The organism is Enterobacter sp. SES19 (assembly GCF_011765665.1).
Lineage (GTDB): Bacteria > Pseudomonadota > Gammaproteobacteria > Enterobacterales > Enterobacteriaceae > Enterobacter > Enterobacter pseudoroggenkampii.
On sequence record NZ_CP050320.1, the window covers coordinates 1,909,400 to 1,930,340 of the forward strand.

Sequence of the window (20,941 nt, forward strand, 5' to 3'; positions counted from 1 at the left end):
AAAAGGCGACCGAAGTCGCCTTTTTGGATCAAGCACTCATCTCAACTTATTTGGAGATGTGAGCGATCAGGTCCAGTACTTTGTTAGAGTAGCCAGTTTCGTTGTCGTACCAGGATACCAGTTTAACGAAGTTGTCGTTCAGTGCGATACCCGCTTTAGCATCGAACACGGAAGTGCACACTTCGCCGTTGAAATCGGTAGATACAACGTCGTCTTCGGTGTAGCCCAGAACGCCTTTCATTGCGCCTTCGGAAGCAGCTTTGATTGCTTTCTTAATTTCTTCATAAGAAGCAGCTTTTTCCAGACGAACGGTCAGGTCAACAACGGATACGTTAGGAGTTGGAACGCGGAACGCCATACCAGTCAGTTTGCCATTCAGTTCTGGCAGTACTTTACCTACAGCTTTAGCAGCACCGGTAGAGGATGGGATGATGTTCTGAGCCGCGCCACGACCGCCGCGCCAGTCTTTGTGAGACGGGCCATCAACGGTTTTCTGAGTAGCGGTGGTTGCGTGAACGGTAGTCATCAGACCTTCGATGATGCCGAAGTTGTCGTTGATAACTTTAGCCAGCGGTGCCAGGCAGTTGGTGGTGCAGGATGCGTTAGACACGATATCCTGGCCAGCGTAAGTTTCGAAGTTTGCACCACGAACGAACATTGGGGTGTTGTCTTTGGAAGGACCAGTCAGAACAACTTTCTTCGCACCCGCAGTGATGTGTTTACGTGCAGTTTCGTCGGTCAGGAAGATACCGGTTGCTTCAGCAACAACGTCAACACCGATTTCGTTCCATTTCAGGTTAGCTGGGTCTTTTTCAGCAGTAACGCGGATGGTTTTGCCATTAACAACCAGGTGGCCGTCTTTCACTTCAACGGTGCCGTCGAAACGACCGTGAGTTGAGTCGTACTTCAGCATGTACGCCATGTATTCAGCGTCCAGGAGATCGTTGATACCAACGATTTCGATGTCAGAACGTTTCTGAGCAGCACGGAAAACAATACGGCCGATACGGCCAAAACCGTTGATACCTACTTTGATAGTCATATATTCCACCAGCTATTTGTTAGTGAATAAAAGGTTGCCTGTAAAATTACAAAAACCTTACGCAGCGTCAAGCGGAATCGTGTCAATCATTGCGACAAATCAATCCTGTGACTAACGTTTGTGCGACTGACTCGCCTCACTTTCCCTTTGAGCTTGCACCCATATGGGGGCTGCGCCGGGATTTTAAAGGCCTCGCAGGATAAAAATGTGAGCATGATCACAATTGCCTGACCGCCTTTTCGCGACACATAAGTTTAGATCAAAAGTGCACGCAAGGGTGTTAATGTTTTGTTAGAATCCGGGTTAAAAGATGTCTGTTTCTACAGCGAGATGTAAGCATATGTCGAACCAACGTAACCCTGAAGATTTGAAAAAAAACCTCACAGAAATGCAGTTTTACGTGACGCAGAACCACGGGACGGAACCGCCGTTCACCGGGCGTTTACTGCACAACAAGCGGGACGGCGTCTACCACTGCCTGGTCTGTGATGCACCGCTGTTTAATTCCCAAACGAAATTTGATTCTGGCTGCGGCTGGCCGAGCTTTTACGAGCCGGTGAGCGATGAGGCCATACGCTACCTGACCGACTCGTCACACGGCATGGTGCGCACGGAAATTCGCTGCGGCAACTGCGATGCGCACCTTGGGCACGTCTTCCCGGATGGCCCTCAGCCCACGGGCGAGCGTTTCTGCGTGAATTCAGCCTCAATGAGCTTCACTGACGACGAAAACGGCGACCAGGTGAAGGGTTGAAAAAACGATTCAGCAAATTATTCCTTTGAAAGGGCGGGATTGTGAATATTGATGACATGATTAGCGGTATGACGCCGGAGATTTATCAGCGTCTGGTGACCGCCGTAGAGCTGGGAAAATGGCCCGATGGCGTCGCGCTGACCCCTGAGCAGAAAGAGAACAGCCTGCAGCTGGTGATGCTGTGGCAGGCGCGCAACAACACCGACGCGCAGCACATGACGATCGACACCCGTGGTCAGATGGTGATGAAGAGCAAGCGTGAGCTGAAAGAGGACTTCGGTATCACGCCGAAGCCGATTGCGACGATGAAAATGCAATAACGGTGCGGGTTGATGCCCTCACCCAATCCTCTCCCACGGGGAGAGGGCTTGATTGTCTTACTACTTATGCGGGATCCCGAGCGACTCCGCCAGCTGTTTCGCTAACTGATTGTTGTCATCAGCCCCGTACTCCCAGAACATCGCCCCGGCGAGACCTTTCTCTTTGATGTAGTCCGCTTTGATCGCAACGGAACGTGGGTTCTCATAGGAAATCGCAAACAGCGCGTTGCCATCGGCACCCTTCACCGAGAGCCATGGCACTTTTGCCTGGTCGTCCCAGTGCTCGGTAAAGCGCTTCTGCGGATCGTTCAACAGCTTTTTCACGATATCGTTGTACTTCACGTAGGTATCTTTGGTCAGGTCATAGCCGAGTGACTTGAACAACCCGATCTCCTGCGGTCCGAAGTAGGGCTGGGTAACCGGATTTTTTTGCGCATCCGGTTTGGTCCAGTCGATCCCCGGCTCTACGGCGCGTTTCGGCACGCGGCCATAGAAACCAATCCCGAGATTCATCTGCTGCGGCTTCAGCCCGTCGGCCAGATAGTTGTTCACCACAAAGTCCACGCTGTATTTGTCCGCGGCGGCCACCGTCGGCCAGGCGCTGGAGTCATACAGGTTGGCGTTAAAATACTGCGTACCGTACGCCATGTCGTAGGTCATCAGGTTGATGTAGTCGAGCAGGGGGGCGATAGCTTTGACATCCACCCAGCTTTTCGGACTTTCCGCATTCGCGCCTACCGCAATGGTGACCAGCTTTTTATGCCCGAACGCGTCGCGCATCTCCTTCAGCAGGGCGGTAAAATTATCCCGGTCGGCGGGCTGGCTTGCCACCAGCCCCCAGGCGCCGTTGACCGGATACTCCCAGTCGAGGTCGATCCCGTCCAGACCATATTTGTCGACAATCTCCTGCGCGGAGCGGATGAACACCGCGCGCGTCTCTTTGGTTGCCGCTGCGCCAGAGAAGCCACGCGCGCCCCAGCCGCCGATGGAGAGCAGGACCTTAAGATTTGGGTTTTGCTTACGCAGAGTGGGGATTAAAGCCAGATCGGACGCCACTTTTGGCGATAGCCAGATCTGATGCAGCTTCGCCGGATCTTTCAGCGCGGCGTTGGTTTCGTCTTTTTCGTCGTTATAAACCAGACCAAACGAGTAGTTCAGATGGGTGATCTGGCGAACGTCCAGTTTATTGATATCGCCACCCGGTCCGGCGGTGACATCGCCACCCCCGTTAAAGTAGCCCACGGACATCATGGAACTGGCGGAGGCAACTGACGCGCAAAGCAAGGGTAATGCTGCCAGCAAGGGCAAACGTTTCATACAAGTTCCTCTTTGACTTAATAATATTAACCACGCCACGGAAAAGGCGTGGCGAAAAAACAACCTACAGAGAATAGCATTGCCGCTTCGCTGAGGATGCGAGGGAGTTCACTTTATGGGGGATCGGAGGGGGAGTTTTGCCGGGTGGCGGCTGCGCCTTACCCGGCCTACGGGGAAAGGTAGGCCGGGTAAGCGTCAGCGCCACCCGGCTTAAAAGGCTTACGCCTGCGTCTCTAGCCAGTCTTCGAGCGTATACAGCGTCGCGCCTTCCGCAGCCATATCCATAAACGCCTGAGCGCTGTCCTGCGGGTGAATGTTCACCCCGCGGCAGCCGTCGGTGATGACGCTGACGGTATAACCTAGCTGGAGCGCATCCAGCACGGTGAACTTCACGCAGTAGTCCGTCGCCAGCCCCAGCACAATCAGCTCCGTGATTTCGTGATGACGTAACCACGCGTCCAGCGCCGTTTTCTGGCGATGCCCGTTATCAAAAAACGCGCTATAGCTGTCGATAGCCGGGTTTTCACCTTTATGGAACACCGCGTCGATGGCTCTCTGATTCAGGAGCGGATGCAGCGCCGCGCCTTCCGTCTGCTGTACGCAGTGATCCGGCCAGAAGGTTTGCGCCAGCCCGTCGAGCTCTCCCTGAGTGAAAGGCTCGACGTTATGCTGGCTGGCAAAGCTGCCGTGGTTCGCCGGGTGCCAGTCCTGGCTTGCGACAACCGCTTCGCCGCGGGCTTTGCACCAGTCTATCAGCGTGTTGGCCACGTCAACGGTGCTGTCACCTTCAGCGACGGCCAGCGCACCGCCCGCGCAGAAATCATTTTGCAAATCGACCAGTAGCAGGGCGCGTTGCTTCATGAGCACTCCTTATTCGTCCGGGGTCAGCTCGCCGCGCAGGTTTTGCATCATCGCGCTGCGAATGGACTGAATGTCCAGATCCTGACTCAGTAAATAGTGAAGTTTAGTCAGCGTTGCCTCAACGGTCATATCGAAGCCGCTGATGACCCCCGCATGCGCCAGCGCGTTGCCGGTGGCATAGCCGCCCATATTCACTTTACCGGACATGCACTGGGTCAGGTTCACCACCACAATTCCGCGCTCGCTGGCTTCCTGAAGCTCTTTCAGGAATTCACCGTTCTGCGGCGCATTGCCCACGCCGTAGGAGCGCAGGATCAGCGCTTTCACCGGCTGGCGCAGGAAGTTACGCACCACGTCCGCAGAGATACCCGGATAGATGGTGACCACGCCAATCGGTTGCGGAGTAATCGGATGCACAATCAGCTCGCCGGCGGTGTTCGGCGCCGGAGGGGTTCCCAGACGACGGATATGAATACCGGCCTCCAGCAGCGGCTGCAGGTTAGGGGAGGCAAAGGCGTCAAAGCCGTCTGCGTGGGCTTTGGTGGTGCGGTTGCCGCGATACAGACGGTTGTTAAAGAACAGCGACACTTCGTTGATCGGGTAATTCGCCGCCACGTACAGGGAGTTCAGCAGGTTGATCTGCCCGTCCGAGCGCAGCTCCGCCAGCGGGATTTGCGACCCGGTGACGATAACCGGCTTGCTCAGGTTCTCCAGCATGAAGGAGAGCGCCGAGGCGGTAAACGCCATGGTGTCGGTACCGTGCAGGATCACGAAGCCGTCGTACTGGTCGTAATGGGCTTTAATGTCATCCGCGATGTGCTGCCAGTCTTCCGGCGTCATGTCGGAGGAGTCCATCAGCGGCTCGTATTCGTGGATAGTAAAGTCAGGCATTTCCGGACGGTGGAATTCAGGCATCAGCGCAAGCTGACGCTGAAGGTGGCCGGAGACGGGGATATAGCCGTTTTCGGAGCGCTGCATACCGATGGTACCGCCAGTGTAGGCTACATAAATCGATTTCTTCTGCATGGTAGTGAGTTCTTGTTCTTCAAAAGAAAAAAATCCCCTCTTCGCGGGAAGAGGGGACGGTTTTTAACGGACGTTAGCGCAGGTCAGGCAAAACGCGTAACGACTCTGTGGATCGTTAAAGGCCGCAAGCTTATCGCTTTCTGCCTTCATCGCTTTTGCCGCCGTGGCGACTGGCGCAGGCAGGTAAGCCTGCAGCGCCTCCGGCAGCATGGCGCGTACCGAGCCGGACATGCTGTCCATGACCATATCGAAGAACGACGGTTCGTCCTGGTAATACTCGATATGCCACTGCTTCAGCTTCGCCAGTTCGGCGGCTTTCTTCACCGCGTCATCGAAGTCACCCAGGCTGTCCACCAGTCCGTTGCTCTTCGCATCCTGACCGGTCCAGACGTGGCCCTGCGCAATCTGGTCGATCTGCTCAGGCGTCTTTTTACGCGAGTCTGCGACCAGGGTGATAAAGCGTTTATAGCCGTTCTCAATGCTGAGCTGCATCATCTCAGAGACTTCCGGCGGCAGAGATTTGGTCACCGACACATCCGCCAGCGGAGAGGTCGCTACGCCATCGGTATGCACGCCCAGGGAATCCAGGCTGTTCTCTACGGTGTTGATCACCCCGAAGATGCCAATCGAACCGGTCAGCGTGCTTGGGTTAGCCACGATGTAGTTGGCTGGCGTGGAGATCCAGTAACCTCCGGAGGCGGCCATTCCGCCCATTGAGACGACGACCGGCTTGCCGGCGGCGCGCGCCGCGGCCAGTTCAGCGCGGATCACCTCGGAGGCGCTGACGCTACCGCCAGGGCTGTTGACCCGCAGGACAATCGCCTTCACTTTTGGATCGAGGCGCGCATCGCGGATTTGTGACGCGGTAGTATCGCCGCCCACGTTCCCCGGGGTCTCCTGACCGTCCATGATCGCACCGTTGGCAAAGACCACCGCGACGCTGTCACCGCTGTCATCCGGCTTTTTCGTCGAGTAATCATACATGCTGATGGCGCTGTAGTTTTTATCCTCTTTGCTCCAGCCAAACTGCTTGCTCAGGGATTTTTCAATCTCGGCGCTGGTGCCCAGGGCATCAACCAGTTTGTTATCCAGCGCATATTTCGCGGTATCACCGTCAACCTTACGCAGGCCTTCCAGCACGCCCTGCGCGCCGGGGAACGCCTGCTCAGGTGTAATCTGACGGTTCGCGGCAACGGTGCCCAGATAGTTCTGCCACAGCTCGCCAATCCAGCGGCTGTCCGCTTCGCGGGCGGCAGGGGACATATCGTCGCGGATAAACGGCTCAACGGCGGATTTATAGGTACCGACGCGGAAGACGTGGGTGGTGACCTTCAGCTTGTCGAGCAGCGATTTGTAGTACAGGCCGTTGGTGGCAAAGCCGTGCAGATCCACCGTACCCTGCGGGGAGAGCCAGATCTTATTGGCGAAGCTCGCCAGATAATATTGCCCCTGGCTGTAGCTGTCGCCCACGGCAATTACCGGCTTGCCGCTGTCGCGGAATTCGCGCAGCGCTTTACCGATGTACTGCATTGAAGGCTGATCGCCTCCGGCAAAATCTTTCAGATCCAGCACGATCCCGGTGATGTTACGGTCGTTTTTGGCCTGGCGGATGGTATCGACGATATCAAACAGGGAGTTTTCCTGCAGACGATCTGAGGTTGCGCCAAACAGCTGGCGACCAATCACGCTCAGGCGACTGCTGGTGGACGGCTTATCAACGATAACGCCGGTGATATCGAGTAATAGCGCGCCGCGCGTTGAATGCTGCGCCTGATTAGCGTTACTGATATGCATCCAGATGCCCGCGCAAACCAGAACCAGGAAGATGAAGAAGATGTTCATCACCAGGTTGCGGACGAAGTTGAGCAGTCTCCACGTCCATTTAAAGAAACCGGCAATGATTCGCCAAAGGGTTCGCATGTATTCTCCCTAACCAGAAAATGACTGTTTCCGTCGCCACTGGACGGTAATGTTGGGTTATCGTAATGACCCAACCGCCACTTGTCAGCAGGAATCGCCTGCCAGGCTGTAACAAAATCTGCCGCCGTGTTAATTTTGTGAGTAAATTTCAAGAAAGGAGTTAACCAATGGACGCACTCGAACTGCTTGTTAACCGCCGTAGCGCTTCCCGTCTGGCCGAACCTGCCCCGGCAGGCGAGCAGCTGGAGAACATTCTGCGTGCCGGCATGCGTGCCCCCGATCATGGCACACTGCAGCCATGGCACTTCTTTGTAATTGAAGGCGAAGGCCGCGATCGTTTCAGTCAACTGCTGGAGCAGGGGGCGGTGGCCGCCGGGCAGGATGAGAAAGGGATCGACAAGGCGCGCAATGCTCCGTTCCGCGCGCCGATGATCGTCACCGTCGTGGCAAAATGCCAGGCCGACCATAAGGTGCCGGTTTGGGAGCAGGAAATGTCCGCAGGCTGTGCGGTGATGGCGATGCAAATGGCCGCTGTCGCACAAGGCTTCAACGGTATCTGGCGCACCGGCCCGCTGACCGAAAGCCCGGCGGTCCGGGACGGTTTTGGCTGCGGTGAGCATGACAAAATTGTCGGCTTCCTCTACCTCGGCACCCCGCAGCTTAAAGCCTCCAGCACCATCAGCGTGCCGGACACCACGCCTTTCGTCAGCCGTTTCTGATAACGCACGCTAAACTGTCTGGATTCTGAGCATCTGCCGCAGAATTCAGACAGTCATACTTACCTCTTTATGGAATGAGCGCTACCATAGCGCGATTGAGATGACAGGAGACGTCCATGAGCGAGCAAACCATTCGTTTAACGCAGTACAGCCACGGAGCCGGTTGCGGTTGTAAAATTTCCCCGAAAGTGCTGGAGACCATCCTGCACAGTGAACAGGCGAAGTTTGTCGACCCGAACCTGCTTGTCGGCAACGAAACGCGTGACGATGCTGCAGTTTATGACTTAGGTAACGGCACCAGTATTATCAGCACCACCGACTTCTTTATGCCGATTGTCGACAACCCGTTCGACTTCGGTCGCATTGCGGCCACCAACGCCATCAGCGATATCTTCGCCATGGGGGGGAAGCCGATCATGGCGATTGCCATTCTGGGCTGGCCGATCAACACCATCCCGCCGGAAGTGGCACGTGAAGTGATTGATGGCGGCCGTTTTGCCTGCCAGCAGGCGGGGATTGCGCTGGCCGGCGGTCACTCTATTGATGCACCTGAACCGATCTTCGGCCTGGCCGTCACCGGCGTGGTGCCGACCGAACGCGTGAAGCGCAACAGCACCGCGCAGGCGGGCTGCAAGCTGTTCCTCACCAAGCCGCTGGGCATTGGCGTGCTGACCACCGCCGAGAAAAAGTCCCTGCTGAAGCCCGAGCACAAAGGTCTGGCAACGGAAGTGATGTGCCAGATGAACCTCGCCGGTGCGGCATTCGCCAATATCGACGGCGTGAAGGCGATGACCGACGTCACCGGTTTTGGTCTGCTGGGACACCTCTCTGAGGTCTGTCAGGGCGCGGGCGTGCAGGCGCAGATCTGGTATCAGGACGTGCCGAAGCTGCCGGGCGTGGAGGAGTATATTGCTCAGGGCGCGGTTCCGGGCGGTACCCAGCGCAACTTCGCCAGCTACGGTCACCTGATGGGCGAAATGCCTGAGGAGTGGCGCAACCTGCTGTGCGATCCGCAAACCTCCGGCGGCCTGCTGCTGGCGGTGACGCCGGAGTCAGAAGCTGACGTTCAGGCGACCGCCGCCGAGTTCGGCATCACCCTGACGGCGATCGGCGAGCTGGTGACCGCGCGCGGTGGCCGACCGATGATTGAGATCCGTTAATTCGATGCGGTTGTTTATTGCCGAAAAGCCGAGCCTGGCCCGTGCCATCGCCGACGTGCTGCCTAAGCCGCATCGCAAAGGCGACGGCTTTATCGAATGCGGTAACGGGCAGGTGGTCACCTGGTGTATCGGTCACCTGCTTGAGCAGGCGCAGCCGGATGTCTATGACAGCCGCTACGCCCGCTGGAATTTAAACGATCTGCCCATCGTGCCGGAAAAATGGCGCCTGCAGCCCCGGCCTTCAGTCACCAAACAGCTCAACGTGATCAAGCGCTTCCTGCATGAAGCCGCTGAAATCGTGCACGCGGGTGACCCGGACAGGGAAGGGCAACTGCTGGTGGATGAGGTGCTGGACTATCTGGAGCTGGCGCCGGAAAAGCGCCAGCAGGTGCAGCGCTGCCTGATCAACGACCTCAACCCGCAGGCGGTGGAGCGAGCCATTTCGCGCCTGCGCGCCAACAGCGAGTTTATTCCGCTGTGCGTCTCGGCTTTAGCCCGCGCCCGTGCCGACTGGCTGTACGGCATCAACATGACCCGCGCCTACACCATCCTCGGGCGCAACGCGGGCTATCAGGGCGTGCTCTCCGTGGGCCGCGTGCAGACGCCGGTGCTGGGGCTGGTCGTGCGTCGTGACGAAGAGATTGAGAACTTCGTCGCTAAAGATTTTTTTGAAGTGAAAGCGCATATCGTCACGCCTAAAGACGAGCGCTTTACCGCCGTCTGGCAGCCAAGCGATGCCTGCGAATCCTATCAGGATGAAGAGGGGCGCCTGCTCCATCGTCCGCTGGCCGATCATGTGGTTAACCGCATTACCGGGCAGCCGGCTATCGTTACCAGCTATAACGATAAACGGGAATCAGAACCCGCACCGCTGCCGTTCTCGCTGTCGGCCCTGCAGATTGAGGCGGCCAAAAAGTTTGGCTTGAGCGCGCAGAACGTGCTGGATATCTGCCAGAAGCTCTACGAAACCCATAAGCTCATCACCTATCCGCGTTCGGACAGCCGCTATCTGCCGGAAGAGCACTTTGCCGGACGTCATTCGGTGATGAACGCCATTAGCGTGCACGCGCCGGATCTGCTGCCGCAGCCGGTGGTGAACCCGGACACCCATAACCGCTGCTGGGACGATAAAAAGGTGGACGCCCACCACGCGATTATCCCGACGGCGCGTGCCAGCAGCGTCAACCTGACCGACAACGAAGCGAAGGTCTATAACCTGATCGCCCGTCAGTACCTGATGCAGTTCTGCCCGGACGCGGTGTTCCGCAAATGCGTAATCGAACTGGAAATCGCGAAAGGGAAATTTATTGCTAAAGCCCGTTTCCTTGCAGAAGCAGGCTGGCGCACGCTGCTGGGGAACAAAGAGCGTGACGAGGAGAACGACGGCACGCCGCTGCCGGTAGTTGCTAAAGATGACGAACTGCTGTGCGAGAAGGGCGAAGTGGTTGAACGTCAGACTCAGCCGCCGCGCCATTTCACCGATGCGACGCTGCTGTCGGCGATGACCGGCATCGCCCGGTTTGTTCAGGATAAAGATCTGAAGAAGATCCTGCGCGCCACCGACGGTCTGGGTACGGAAGCAACCCGCGCGGGGATCATCGAGCTGCTCTTTAAGCGCGGTTTTCTTGAGAAAAAGGGGCGCTATATCCATTCGACCGAGCCGGGACGCGCGCTGATTCATTCCCTGCCGGAGCTGGCCGCCAGGCCGGACATGACCGCGCACTGGGAATCGGTGCTGACGCAGATCAGCGAGAAGCAGTGTCGCTATCAGGACTTTATGCAGCCGCTGGTGGGGACGCTTTACCAGCTGATCGATCAGGCGCGCAGCACGCCGGTGAAGCGCTTCAGAGGGATGGTTGCACCAGGCGCGGGGGCGAAGAAACCGTTTAAAAAGAAGAAGAGCGCGGCCTGATACGCCCGGTTTTCTCCCTCTCCCTGTGGGAGAGGGCTGGGGTGAGGGCACCCGGCCGCACGATATAAACCTTAAATCACACCCTGCCCAATCATGGCATCTGCCACCTTCACGAACCCGGCGATATTCGCCCCGCGCACGTAGTTGGTTTGTGACGCTTCACCGCCGTACTCCACGCAGGCGTGGTGAATATCCAGCATGATATGGTGCAGGCGCGCATCCACTTTTTCTGCCTTCCAGCCGAGACGCGCGGCGTTTTGCGCCATCTCGAGGCCGGAGGTTGCCACGCCACCGGCGTTAGCGGCCTTGCCCGGTGCAAACAGCACGCCCGCGTCCAGGAACAGATTGGTCGCGTCGATGGTGGTCGGCATGTTCGCCCCTTCGGCCACCGCTTTTACGCCGTTGCTAATCAACGTGCGCGCGGCTTCAACGTCCAGCTCGTTCTGCGTGGCGCACGGCAGGGCGATATCCACCGGCACGCCCCACGGCTGTTTTCCTTCCAGGTAGGTCAGGCCAAACTCCCGGGCGTAATCCGCCACGCGTCCATCGCGGCTGGCTTTGATTTCACACAGGCGCGCCAGCTTCTCTGCCGTGAAGCCCGCTTCATCCACCACCGTGCCGCTGGAGTCAGAGGCGGTTACCACGCGAGCGCCAAACTGCATCGCTTTCTCAATCGCGTACTGCGCCACGTTACCGGAGCCGGACACCGCGACGCGCATGCCTTCAAAGCCTAAACCGTGGCGCTTGAGCATGGCCTCGGTGAAGTAAACCAGGCCGTATCCGGTCGCTTCCGGGCGGATCAGGCTCCCGCCAAACGACAGCCCTTTTCCGGTAAAGACGCAGGCGCTGTTGTTGGAGAGCTTTTTCATCATTCCGGCCATAAAGCCCACTTCACGTCCGCCGACGCCGATATCACCGGCAGGGACGTCGGTATCCGGGCCGAGGTGACGGTAGAGCTCGGTCATCAGCGCCTGGCAGAAGCGCATCACTTCGCCTTCGCTTTTGCCTTTCGGATCGAAATCGCTTCCGCCTTTCCCGCCGCCCATCGGCAGCGTGGTGAGGGCGTTTTTAAAGGTCTGCTCGAAGCCGAGGAACTTCAGAATTGACAGGTTTACGGACGGGTGGAAGCGCATGCCACCCTTAAACGGGCCAATGGCCGAGTTAAACTGCACGCGCCACGCGCGGTTAACCTGTACCTGATTGCGATCGTCAACCCACGTCACGCGGAACTGGATCACGCGCTCTGGCTCGACAAGGCGTTCAAGCAGCGACATCTGGCGATAACGCGGGTTTTGTTCAAGGAAGGGCCACAGGGTGGTCATCACTTCTCGTACGGCCTGCGCGAACTCGCTTTGGTGCGGGTCGCGCTGCTGAACATGGGCAAGGAAACTTTCCAGAGAGCGTGTCTGATCCATAGATATAAGAACCTCTTATCGTATTTTATGTGTATTACTTATGCGATTTGTGTTGTTTTTTTGACTATACCACCCGTACCGCTTTGTGAGGCAAGCAGAAATGTAGGGCGAAAGGGAAATTAATGAGAGCGCGGGCGTCATAACCAAAAGCGATGAAGAGATAAATTAAAGGTTCCGCTCTGGTTTACCGTTATAGTCATTATCAAGGAACTACAGGAAGATGTGTCTATGAAACGTTATCTACTCACCGCGTTATGCGCGATCTTTGCCGCAGGCGTGCAGGCCAACCCCATTCTCCCGGACGTGGAGGTGAATGTGCCGCCGGAAGTGTTTAGCTCCAGCGGCCAGAATCAAACGGTGCAGCCCTGCAATCAGTGCTGTATCTATCAGAATCAGAACTACTCGGAAGGGGCCGTTGTGAAAGCGGACGGCATTCTGCTGCAGTGCCAGCGCGACGAGCGCGTTATCGGTACGAACCCGCTGGTCTGGCGTCGCGTAAAACAATAAACGCTTCCAGCAGCGGAATATCCGCGGGGGCTAAGGCGTAGCCAAACGCCTCTTCCGGCGTACACCACGCGAGCGCGCTGTGGTAGTGCGCCGTGAGCTCGCCGCGAAAAGCAGGAACGTGCCAGGCGTGCAGGTTGATTAACCGCTGCGAGACTTCGCGCTGGTGGCTTGCCACATATTGCGCAGGCAGCGCTTCAATACCCAACTCTTCACGCAGCTCGCGGATAAGCGCCTCGGGCTGGGTTTCACCCGCCTCGACTTTGCCGCCTGCAAATTCCCACATGCCCGGCTGGTCGGCGTGGGCAGGGCGCTGTGCCAGTAAAATTTTGTCGTCTTTTTCGATGATGGCGGCAACGACATCGAGTGTTTTCAGCATGGTCGTCAATAATTGATAGCGAAAAAAGACATATTATCGTGCCCTTTCTCAGAGTCCAGCTATCAGGAGAATCAGGTGAAAGAGACTACCACCTGGGTTGCCCCTATCGAATCCCTTCCCGCCAGCCTTAAACCCATTGCCGCCATGCAGAAAAAGCATTTTGGCGCGGTGCTGAATCCCACGCGCTGGTGGGCGCGCATGCCGCGTCTGTTCTGGCTGGTGGCGCTGTTTGTCGGTTTTCTGGAGCGTCGTCGCGCGCGCCTGACGCCCGTGCTTCGTTCGCTGCTCATGACGCGGGTGTCCCAGCTCTGCCACTGCGCTTTCTGTATTGATGCCAACAGCCTGCGGCTGGCCGAGCGCTGCGGCGCGCTGGATAAGGTGCAGGCCGTGAGCGACTGGCAGGGTTCCGCCTTGTTCACCGAGCAGGAGCGCGCGGCGCTGGCCTACGCCGAGGCGGTGACCGCCACGCCGCCCCGGGCGGATGAGGCCATCAGAACGGCGCTGAAGCGCCACTTTACGGATGACGCCATCACCGAGATGACGGCGCTCATTGCCTTTCAGAATCTCTCCGCCCGCTTTAATGCCGCGCTGGATATTCCGGCTCAGGGGCTGTGCGCCACGTTTAATGAGACGCCTCATGCTTGACCGTCACCTGCACCCGCGGGTAAAGCCCGTTCTGAATCGTCTGGTTTCCGTGCTGGACAGGCCGGGCATTACGCCCGACGGATTAACCCTTACCGGGTTTGCGATTGGCGTGCTGGCGCTGCCGTTTCTGGCCCTCGGCTGGTATCCGGCGGCGCTGGTCGTCATCGTGCTGAACCGCCTGCTGGACGGTCTGGACGGGGCGCTGGCGCGCCGCAGAGGGCTGACCGATGCGGGAGGATTTCTCGATATCGAGCTCGACTTTCTGTTCTACGCCCTGGTGCCGTTTGGCTTTGCGCTCGCGGCTCCCGCAGAGAATGCGCTGGCGGCCGCCTGGCTGCTGTTTGCGTTTATTGGTACCGGCAGCAGTTTTCTGGCGTTTGCGGCGCTGGCCGCGAAGCACGACATCGACAACCCCGGCTATGCGCACAAGTCGTTTTATTACATCGGCGGGTTAACGGAAGGGACGGAGACCATCGCGCTGTTTGTGCTGTGCTGCCTTTTCCCGGCGCACTTCACGCTTTTCGCGTGGGTATTTGGCGCGCTGTGCTGGCTGACCACCACAACGCGCGTCTGGAGCGGCTACGTGACGCTGAAGTCACTCAACCCTTAGAGAGCGCTTTCTGGCCCGCGCTCACCGGTTGTCACCGGGTTCTGCGGGTGACTGCTCCATTCGTACCAGCCGCCGTCATAGACGGCGATATTCTTCCAGCCCATCGCCCGGGCGTACATAAAGGTTTCGGACGCCCGCCAGCCGGTGCCGCAGTAAAACGCGACGTGCTGTTCCGGCAGAATATTGCAGCGCTTCCACTGGGCGGCGATGTCGTCCGCACTGCGCATGGTGCCATCCGGGTTATGGAAATCCTCCATGTGGGTAGCATCGCTGCCCGCATGACCCCAGCGGGCACCGGCTATTTCACCTTTTGGCTTGATGTAGCTGTAGCCGCTTGTTTCGCCGATGAACTCCGGCCACGAACGAATGCTGACCAGGGAGGCATCCTGACGGTGCAGCATGCCGCGCGCCTGTTCCATATCCACCATCAGCTGCGGCTGGCCGGGGATTGGCGCGCCAAAATCGGGGGCTGGCATTACTTTACCGGGCGTGCCGCGCTCAACCGGCAGGCCTGCATCTGACCACGCCTTCCAGCCACCGTCGAGAATACGCACATCCTTCACGCCCGCATACAGCATAATCTGCGCCACGCGCGCGGCGGCGTAGACGTCGCGGCCATACAAGATGACAGTGGTGTCGTGACGGATCCCGTGCTTCGCCAGCATCGCTTTCAGCTTGTCGTCGGAGACTTTATTCCACAACGGTTCGCTTTCCACCTCGTTGGTGTCGATATAGCCCGCGCCGGGAATGTGGTTCAGCAGGTAAAACTTCGGCGCGCCCCAGGCGGCTTCGATCACTTTCCAGTCGCCCGCCGGTGCGGCAGTCACGGGTTTACCCTGCTGGAGCCGGTGGATCCACTGCGGGTAAACCAGCTGTTCAAAGTGGGGCAGACGCTGAAGGCGGTCTGGGGTCTGCAGTGCATCGCTGAGCAGCGAAACGTGGCGGTAACCGGCTTTCTCCAGGCGGGCTTTCACCGCCTGGTTATCGTTTTCGTCGCCGTACAGCGCGATGGCCGTCGCAGGGGTAAGCTGATGCTGTTTGGCCCACAGCGCAATCTGCTCGTCGCTCATGGCGCTAAGCCAGGCGGCAGCAAGGTTGAGTGCGGTGGGTTCATGCCCGGAGGGGCCGCTGAGCGTCTGCGGCCAGCCGTTATAGAAGGCGCTGGCGCGTGTGTCGACAGGCGTGCCGTGCTGTGCCTGAAGCTGAGACAGCGTGATGGCGTTGGGCATATCAGCCGCCAGCGAGGAAAAAGAAGCGAGGCCGCAGAGCAGGGCCAGCGCGGTCAGTTGAGAAACACGTTTCATCGTATAACCTGACGTCAGTAAAAGAGGGGGGCATTGTCGTCTCTCCCGAATCGGAAAACATTGCGTTAGCACATTATTGCCAGCGAGAAATCTCAATCAGCTCGCCGCCGGGTGGAATATCGTCCTCATCGTGCGTGACCAGCACCACCGGAATATTGCGCGCGCGGACGGCGTCAAACACCCATGCCCGAAATGAAGCCCGCAACGCTTTATCGAGGCGGCTGAACGGTTCATCCAGCAGCAGCGCCTGCGGCTCCGCGAGCAGGGCCCGCAGCAGGCTGACCCGTGCGCGCTCCCCGCCGGAAAGGGTGGCCGGATCGCTGGCGTAATAACCGCTCAGCCCGGCGGAATCCAGCGCCTGCTCGACCGCTTCCCGACGCGCGCGCCCGGCGATCCGTTCAGGCAGCGCCAGCAGCAAATTTTGCCCGACGCTGAACGGGTCGAACAGCAGCGCGTCCTGAAAGAGAATACCCAGCCCGCGGGACTCCACGGGAAGTCCGTCGCAGCGACGCGCGTCGAGCCACAGTTCGCCCCGTGCCTGGAAATCGTCTGACAGCGCGCCGACCATCCACGCAAATAGGGTCGATTTTCCGCTGCCGGACGGCCCCATCAGGGTGACGATCTCCCCGCGGGGCACGCAAAAACTGACCTCGCGGAAAAGCGGTTCGATGGTGAGATCTTTTACCTTCAGCATTATCGTAATCCTTGACGGTAGCGGCCCGCGAGCCGGGATAACAGGGCGGCAAGACCAAACACCGTGCCCGTGACCAGCAGTAATCCCAGCGCCCGGTTAGCGAGAATCGGGATGCTGCCTCCGCTGCTGAGCGCGACGGTTTCGGTGGTCAGCGTGGCGAAACGCCCCGCGCCCAGCCACAGCGTCGGCATGTATTGTGCCATGCTGACGGAAAAGCCGGTGGCAAAGGCCAGCAGCGCAGGGCGCACCAGCAGGGGGCATTTCAGCAGCAAGAATATTTTTTCCCGTCGCCAGCCGAGCGTTCTGGCGGTAAGAACAAGTCGGGGATCGATCCGCCGCCAGGCGGGTTGCAGCACCAGCAGCGTCCACGGTAATACCCACAGGAGGTGGCTCCAGAGTACGGCGGCGTAGCGCCCGTCGAGTCCCAGATGCAACGCAATCGCATACTGGCCGGTGACGAGCGGGAGGGCCGGAAGGGCGAGCGGTAACCATACCCACAGCGCGCGGCGCTGCGGACCCCATTCCAGCCAGAGTAAGCCGACGACCAGGGCAATCAGGGCTGAAAGCAGACCGAATGACAGGCTGGTCCCCACCGGGCCAACGTCTTCCCGTTGCGCCAGCATCAGCAGCACCGCGGCGCACAGCACGCCGCACGCGGGCAGGAACCCGCTCAGTGCCCGCTCAGGCAGGGCGAGCTGAGACCGGGGACGCGTTCCGGAGAAATCCGCAAACGTGCGAACCCATGCCTTCCAGAGGCCGTATCCCAGGGCGGCAAGCGCGGCCAGCAGCAGAAGGAGAAGCAGGCACAGCAGCGTCCCTTTTGCCTGCTGCTGCGCGTCGCCCTGGCTTAACCACTGCCAGGCCAGCACGGCCAGGGTAGGCGGGTTGCCCGGCCCGAGAACGATCGCCACATCGACGACCGACAGCGACCACGCCAGCACCGCCAGCATCACCGCGCCGAGAACGGGCGCGATAGCCGGCAGGATGAGCCAGCTGAGCGTCTGAAAACGGCCATAGCCGAATGTCTGCAGGACGATTTTCTGCTGCGCGAGCCGTTTTTCCGGCAGCACGGCGTAAATCGCCCACAGGACAAAGGCGCTCTCTTTGACGGCGAGCGTCAGGCCCAGCCCGGCACCGTAGCGGTCAAACGGTGGGGAACAGACGGTGCAGACCTGATAAAACAGACCGCCCTCGGCAAACAGCAGTAGCGCGCCGGTGGCGAACGCCACATGGGGGATCGCCAGCAGCCACGGCAGGCGGGTTGTGAGACGTCGCCAGCGTTTCCCGGGCCAGACAAGGCTGACGAGGAGAAGGGCAATCAGCAACGCCCCCAGCGTGGCGATGAGCGTTGAGACCAGCGTGGCGACGGTCGCCTGAGGTAGCTGCGGATCGTTCAGCAGCCGCTGCCAGTTTGTCACCGAAAACGCCGGGGCAAACAGCATGGCGCTGGCGGGCAGGAGCGGCAGATAAATTACCGCCATCGCCAGCCAGACAAGCCTGCTCAGCGGGTGCCGTAACGACGCAGCCATTCCTGCTCCAGCGCATTCACCCAGGCGGACTGGGGCTCTGCAAGCACCTTCGGCAGCCCCTGCGGCGTGTGGGCCAGCAGCTGTCTGGCTTCACCTTCAGGCAGCGTTTTGGCATCCAGCACGCTCGGATCGCCCCAGATGGCCGGGTCAGCTTTGCGGATCTGCGCCTGCGGTGAAAGCAGAAAATTGGCGACCACTTTCGCCCCTGCGCTGGCGCTGGCATTGGCCGGAATCGCCACAAAATGGACGTTGCCAATCGTTCCACCGTGGAAACCAAAGCTGTAGCTGTCGGCGGGAAGTTCGCCGCTCGCCACTTTTTGCTGCGCATGTGCGGGGTTAAAGGTCAGGGACAGGTTCAGGCTGCCGCTGGCAAGCAGGGCATCCATCCGTGCAGGAGAAGGGGGAAAATCTTTCCCTTCGCGCCACAGCAGCGGGTGGAGTTTGTCCAGATAATCCCAGAGTGGGGCCGTGACCTCGGCAAAGGTGCTATCGGGGGCCTTTTGCAGTGCCTCCGGGTGAGCGGTTAGCGTCAGCAGCAGCTGCTCAAGAAATGCCGTGCCGGTAAAATCGGGCGGGCGAGGATAGCTGATCTTGCCGGGGTGCTGCTGCGCGTAAGCCAGCAGCGCCTGAGGATCCACAGGCGGCGTCGGCATGCTGGCCTTGCGGGCGATAAAGGTCAGCTGCGCGCCGCCCCATGGCGATTCCGCGCCGTCTGTGGGGATAGCAAAATCCTCCGTGACGGGCTTGCGGGTATCAACATAGCGCCAGTTGGGCAACGTCTGCGTCCATCCGGTCTGAAGCAGGTTTGCCTCTTTCAGCGTGCGGAAGTTCTCGCCGTTAACCCACAGCAGGTCGACGGAGCCGTTGGTCTTACGCCCCGCGGCGGCTTCGGTCTGAATACGTTTTACCGCGTCGGCGGCATCCGCCAGCGGGACAATTTTAAGGGTAATGGCATAGTGCGTTTGCATCTCACCGCTGATCCACTCCAGATAGCGGTTGACCGCCGGATCGCCGCCCCAGGCGTTAAACCAGACGGTCTGGCCTTTAGCCTGTTGCTGAATGACCTGCCAGCCGTCGGCGGCAAATAGGGGGGCTGCCAGCAGCAGACCGGTCAGGAACGTGCAAAAACGCACACGGCGCATAATGCCTCACTTTTTAGCAGACGGGAGAAAACGGGAAAACAGCCGGCGGGTGACCAGCGGTAATAACCCCAGTAGTGTAAAGGCGAATACCATGCCCGGCGACAAAATATCGCGCAGCGAGGTCACTTTTCCCAGCTCGCGCCCGGCGTTCAGAAAGATAATCGTGGCGGGCAGCATGGCGACCTGGCTGACCCACCAGTAGCGAAATACCCCAATCCGGGTCAGCCCCATCAGCAAATTCACCAGAAAAAACGGGAACAGCGGCATCAGGCGCAGGGCAAAAAGAAAGTTCGCGCCGTCGCGTGCCATGCCGGTATTCACCGTACTCATCTGCCGGGCAAACCGCCGTTGCACCCAGTCGCGCAAAAAATAGCGGCTGGCGAGCATCGCCAGCGTGGCCCCGAGCGTGGAGGCAAAGGAGACCAGCACGGTGCCTTCCCACAGGCTAAACAATGCCCCGCCCAGCAGGGTTAGGACCGCCGCGCCGGGTATCGACAGGGCGGAGACCGCGACATAGAGCGCAAAAAAGATCAGCGCGCTGCGCAGCGGCGCGTGGTCGACATGGGAAAGTAACGCCTGCTGGTGAGTTTTAATCCCTTCCAGGGAGAGGGTTCCCGGGGGAAGCATGACAAACGTCAGAATAAATGCGCCCAGAAGGGCGCACAGGAAAGCGATTTTTCGAATGTTCACGCGTCATTACAGTTTGAATTTAGCCCACACCGGCGCGTGGTCGGACGGTTTTTCCATGCTGCGGATATCGTAGTCGATCCCGGTTTCGATGCAGCGCTCGGCCAGCGGCGAACTGGCCAGCAGCAGGTCTATACGCAGGCCACGGTTGTCGTCAAAGCCTTTTGAGCGGTAGTCAAACCAGGAGAAGCGATCCTGCGTTTCCGGGTTGGCATTGCGGAAGGTATCCACCAGGCCCCAGCCCAGCAGGCGCTCCATCCACTCACGCTCTTCCGGCAGGAAGGAGCATTTGCCGGTACGCAGCCAGCGTTTGCGGTTCTCTTCGCCAATACCGATATCGAGATCCGTCGGGCTAATGTTCATGTCGCCCATGATCAGCACCGGATTCTCTTTTTTGAGTTCGGTTGTCAGGAAGTCCTGCAGATCCTGATAAAACTTCGCTTTGGCCGGGAATTTGGTTTCATGGTCACGGCTTTCACCCTGCGGGAAATACCCGTTAATGACCGTGATATTCCCGAGCGCAGAAGGCACTTCCGCCATGATGATGCGACGCTGCGCTTCTTCACCGTCGCCAGGGAAGCCGCGACGCACGGAAACCGGCGGCGCTTTGGTGAGCAGCGCGACCCCATAGTGTCCTTTCTGACCGTGATAGAAGACGTTGTAGCCGAGTTTCGCCACCTCTTCGAGGGGGAACATGTCGTCGTGAACCTTTGTCTCCTGCAGGCCGATCACATCTGGCTGATGTTGCTCAACGATAGCTTCAAGCTGATGAGGACGGGCACGCAGGCCGTTGATATTAAAAGAGACAAATTTCATAGTCGCTGCCAGTGCAAGGTGAATAGTGCATGGATGGTAGCAGAATTTGCGTCAACTGTTACCGGGTTCGACCAATAACTGCGACAGATAATGCCGGTGGTGCAATATTTGCACCATTCTGACGCGTCTCGCCCCCAAACAGGGCGTAAATGACCGATAAATTTCGCGAGCGATCACAATTCCAG

21 protein-coding genes are annotated in these 20,941 nt (G+C 58.8%); 8 read left to right on the forward strand and 13 right to left on the reverse strand.

Annotation, left to right across the window (positions count from 1 at the left end; genetic code table 11):
* Positions 1–46: 46 nt before the first annotated feature.
* Complete coding sequence (gene gapA / locus GXP72_RS09070) at positions 47–1,042, reverse strand: glyceraldehyde-3-phosphate dehydrogenase (protein ID WP_014831506.1); 996 nt, start codon at positions 1,040–1,042, stop codon at positions 47–49.
* Between the two features lie 340 nt (positions 1,043–1,382).
* Here gapA and msrB point away from each other — a divergent pair, with 340 nt between their 5' ends.
* Both msrB and GXP72_RS09080 read left to right on the forward strand, forming a co-directional pair.
* A complete protein-coding gene (msrB, locus tag GXP72_RS09075) occupies positions 1,383–1,796 on the forward strand; it encodes a peptide-methionine (R)-S-oxide reductase MsrB (RefSeq protein WP_024908573.1) in 414 nt (137 codons plus the stop codon).
* A gap of 41 nt (positions 1,797–1,837) precedes the next feature.
* Complete coding sequence (locus GXP72_RS09080) at positions 1,838–2,116, forward strand: YeaC family protein (RefSeq protein ID WP_024908572.1); 279 nt, start codon at positions 1,838–1,840, stop codon at positions 2,114–2,116.
* Between the two features lie 60 nt (positions 2,117–2,176).
* Here GXP72_RS09080 and GXP72_RS09085 read toward each other — a convergent pair whose 3' ends face one another.
* The 4 genes from GXP72_RS09085 to sppA form a co-directional block, all read right to left on the reverse strand.
* Positions 2,177–3,433 (reverse strand): glycoside hydrolase family 18 protein, encoded by a 1,257-nt coding sequence (locus GXP72_RS09085; RefSeq protein WP_208763776.1) that lies wholly within the window; start codon positions 3,431–3,433, stop codon positions 2,177–2,179.
* A 219-nt stretch (positions 3,434–3,652) separates the two neighbouring features.
* Entirely contained in the window at positions 3,653–4,294 is a 642-nt protein-coding gene (gene pncA / locus GXP72_RS09090) for a bifunctional nicotinamidase/pyrazinamidase (RefSeq protein ID WP_148769061.1), read from the reverse strand.
* Between the two features lie 9 nt (positions 4,295–4,303).
* Positions 4,304–5,320 (reverse strand): asparaginase, encoded by a 1,017-nt coding sequence (ansA, locus tag GXP72_RS09095; RefSeq protein WP_008500705.1) that lies wholly within the window; start codon positions 5,318–5,320, stop codon positions 4,304–4,306.
* A 63-nt stretch (positions 5,321–5,383) separates the two neighbouring features.
* On the reverse strand, positions 5,384–7,240 hold the full coding sequence (sppA, locus tag GXP72_RS09100) for a signal peptide peptidase SppA (protein ID WP_024908569.1): 1,857 nt from the start codon (positions 7,238–7,240) through the stop codon (positions 5,384–5,386).
* Between the two features lie 167 nt (positions 7,241–7,407).
* Here sppA and GXP72_RS09105 point away from each other — a divergent pair, with 167 nt between their 5' ends.
* The 3 genes from GXP72_RS09105 to GXP72_RS09115 all read left to right on the forward strand — a co-directional run bounded on the left by GXP72_RS09105 (position 7,408) and on the right by GXP72_RS09115 (position 11,031).
* On the forward strand, positions 7,408–7,959 hold the full coding sequence (locus GXP72_RS09105; RefSeq protein WP_024908568.1) for an NAD(P)H nitroreductase: 552 nt from the start codon (positions 7,408–7,410) through the stop codon (positions 7,957–7,959).
* Positions 7,960–8,075: 116 nt separating this feature from the next.
* Positions 8,076–9,119, forward strand: coding sequence for a selenide, water dikinase SelD (selD, locus tag GXP72_RS09110; protein WP_024908567.1), 1,044 nt, complete (start codon positions 8,076–8,078; stop codon positions 9,117–9,119).
* A 4-nt stretch (positions 9,120–9,123) separates the two neighbouring features.
* The gene (locus GXP72_RS09115; RefSeq protein ID WP_208763777.1) at positions 9,124–11,031 is read left to right on the forward strand and encodes a DNA topoisomerase III; all 1,908 of its coding nucleotides are present in this window, start codon (positions 9,124–9,126) and stop codon (positions 11,029–11,031) included.
* Between the two features lie 71 nt (positions 11,032–11,102).
* On the opposite strand, the gene gdhA is transcribed toward GXP72_RS09115, so the two are convergent.
* Positions 11,103–12,446, reverse strand: coding sequence for an NADP-specific glutamate dehydrogenase (gene gdhA / locus GXP72_RS09120; RefSeq protein WP_208763778.1), 1,344 nt, complete (start codon positions 12,444–12,446; stop codon positions 11,103–11,105).
* Between the two features lie 228 nt (positions 12,447–12,674).
* Here gdhA and GXP72_RS09125 point away from each other — a divergent pair, with 228 nt between their 5' ends.
* Positions 12,675–12,953 carry a DUF1496 domain-containing protein gene (locus GXP72_RS09125; RefSeq protein WP_157188972.1) on the forward strand — a complete coding sequence of 93 codons (279 nt, stop codon included), beginning with the start codon at positions 12,675–12,677 and terminating at the stop codon, positions 12,951–12,953.
* Here the strand turns inward: GXP72_RS09125 and GXP72_RS09130 are convergent.
* Complete coding sequence (locus GXP72_RS09130) at positions 12,910–13,329, reverse strand: pyrimidine (deoxy)nucleoside triphosphate diphosphatase (RefSeq protein ID WP_280115404.1); 420 nt, start codon at positions 13,327–13,329, stop codon at positions 12,910–12,912. The two genes, GXP72_RS09125 and GXP72_RS09130, sit on opposite strands and share 44 nt — an antisense overlap.
* 75 nt (positions 13,330–13,404) lie before the next feature.
* Here GXP72_RS09130 and GXP72_RS09135 point away from each other — a divergent pair, with 75 nt between their 5' ends.
* Positions 13,405–13,974 (forward strand): carboxymuconolactone decarboxylase family protein, encoded by a 570-nt coding sequence (locus GXP72_RS09135; RefSeq protein WP_208763779.1) that lies wholly within the window; start codon positions 13,405–13,407, stop codon positions 13,972–13,974.
* Positions 13,967–14,584: a CDP-alcohol phosphatidyltransferase family protein gene (locus tag GXP72_RS09140; RefSeq protein WP_208763780.1), complete on the forward strand. Its 618-nt coding sequence runs from the start codon at positions 13,967–13,969 to the stop codon at positions 14,582–14,584. The genes GXP72_RS09135 and GXP72_RS09140 overlap by 8 nt, the downstream gene beginning before the upstream one ends.
* On the opposite strand, the gene GXP72_RS09145 is transcribed toward GXP72_RS09140, so the two are convergent.
* The 6 genes from GXP72_RS09145 to xthA all read right to left on the reverse strand — a co-directional run bounded on the left by GXP72_RS09145 (position 14,581) and on the right by xthA (position 20,756).
* Positions 14,581–15,888 carry a rhodanese-like domain-containing protein gene (locus GXP72_RS09145; protein ID WP_208763781.1) on the reverse strand — a complete coding sequence of 436 codons (1,308 nt, stop codon included), beginning with the start codon at positions 15,886–15,888 and terminating at the stop codon, positions 14,581–14,583. The genes GXP72_RS09140 and GXP72_RS09145 overlap by 4 nt on opposite strands.
* A gap of 73 nt (positions 15,889–15,961) precedes the next feature.
* Complete coding sequence (locus GXP72_RS09150) at positions 15,962–16,582, reverse strand: ATP-binding cassette domain-containing protein (RefSeq protein ID WP_208763782.1); 621 nt, start codon at positions 16,580–16,582, stop codon at positions 15,962–15,964.
* Positions 16,582–18,111, reverse strand: coding sequence for a thiamine ABC transporter permease (locus GXP72_RS09155; RefSeq protein ID WP_208763783.1), 1,530 nt, complete (start codon positions 18,109–18,111; stop codon positions 16,582–16,584). The genes GXP72_RS09150 and GXP72_RS09155 overlap by 1 nt, the downstream gene beginning before the upstream one ends.
* Complete coding sequence (locus GXP72_RS09160; protein ID WP_208763784.1) at positions 18,084–19,253, reverse strand: ABC transporter substrate-binding protein; 1,170 nt, start codon at positions 19,251–19,253, stop codon at positions 18,084–18,086. Before GXP72_RS09160 ends, GXP72_RS09155 begins: the two co-directional genes overlap by 28 nt.
* Positions 19,254–19,259: 6 nt before the next feature.
* Complete coding sequence (locus GXP72_RS09165; protein ID WP_208763785.1) at positions 19,260–19,943, reverse strand: TVP38/TMEM64 family protein; 684 nt, start codon at positions 19,941–19,943, stop codon at positions 19,260–19,262.
* A gap of 6 nt (positions 19,944–19,949) precedes the next feature.
* Positions 19,950–20,756: an exodeoxyribonuclease III gene (gene xthA / locus GXP72_RS09170; RefSeq protein ID WP_032645347.1), complete on the reverse strand. Its 807-nt coding sequence runs from the start codon at positions 20,754–20,756 to the stop codon at positions 19,950–19,952.
* Between the last annotated feature and the right edge of the window lie 185 nt (positions 20,757–20,941).

Coding starts and splice junctions, on each gene's coding strand:
- gapA (WP_014831506.1), bottom strand. CDS start 1,042: ATGACTATCAAAGTAGGTATCAACGGTTTTGGCCGTATCGGCCGTATT.
- msrB (WP_024908573.1), top strand. CDS start 1,383: ATGTCGAACCAACGTAACCCTGAAGATTTGAAAAAAAACCTCACAGAA.
- GXP72_RS09085 (WP_208763776.1), bottom strand. CDS start 3,433: ATGAAACGTTTGCCCTTGCTGGCAGCATTACCCTTGCTTTGCGCGTCA.
- pncA (WP_148769061.1), bottom strand. CDS start 4,294: ATGAAGCAACGCGCCCTGCTACTGGTCGATTTGCAAAATGATTTCTGC.
- ansA (WP_008500705.1), bottom strand. CDS start 5,320: ATGCAGAAGAAATCGATTTATGTAGCCTACACTGGCGGTACCATCGGT.
- sppA (WP_024908569.1), bottom strand. CDS start 7,240: ATGCGAACCCTTTGGCGAATCATTGCCGGTTTCTTTAAATGGACGTGG.
- GXP72_RS09105 (WP_024908568.1), top strand. CDS start 7,408: ATGGACGCACTCGAACTGCTTGTTAACCGCCGTAGCGCTTCCCGTCTG.
- selD (WP_024908567.1), top strand. CDS start 8,076: ATGAGCGAGCAAACCATTCGTTTAACGCAGTACAGCCACGGAGCCGGT.
- GXP72_RS09115 (WP_208763777.1), top strand. CDS start 9,124: ATGCGGTTGTTTATTGCCGAAAAGCCGAGCCTGGCCCGTGCCATCGCC.
- gdhA (WP_208763778.1), bottom strand. CDS start 12,446: ATGGATCAGACACGCTCTCTGGAAAGTTTCCTTGCCCATGTTCAGCAG.
- GXP72_RS09125 (WP_157188972.1), top strand. CDS start 12,675: ATGAAACGTTATCTACTCACCGCGTTATGCGCGATCTTTGCCGCAGGC.
- GXP72_RS09130 (WP_280115404.1), bottom strand. CDS start 13,329: ATGCTGAAAACACTCGATGTCGTTGCCGCCATCATCGAAAAAGACGAC.
- GXP72_RS09140 (WP_208763780.1), top strand. CDS start 13,967: ATGCTTGACCGTCACCTGCACCCGCGGGTAAAGCCCGTTCTGAATCGT.
- GXP72_RS09145 (WP_208763781.1), bottom strand. CDS start 15,888: ATGAAACGTGTTTCTCAACTGACCGCGCTGGCCCTGCTCTGCGGCCTC.
- GXP72_RS09150 (WP_208763782.1), bottom strand. CDS start 16,582: ATGCTGAAGGTAAAAGATCTCACCATCGAACCGCTTTTCCGCGAGGTC.
- GXP72_RS09155 (WP_208763783.1), bottom strand. CDS start 18,111: ATGGCTGCGTCGTTACGGCACCCGCTGAGCAGGCTTGTCTGGCTGGCG.
- GXP72_RS09160 (WP_208763784.1), bottom strand. CDS start 19,253: ATGCGCCGTGTGCGTTTTTGCACGTTCCTGACCGGTCTGCTGCTGGCA.
- xthA (WP_032645347.1), bottom strand. CDS start 20,756: ATGAAATTTGTCTCTTTTAATATCAACGGCCTGCGTGCCCGTCCTCAT.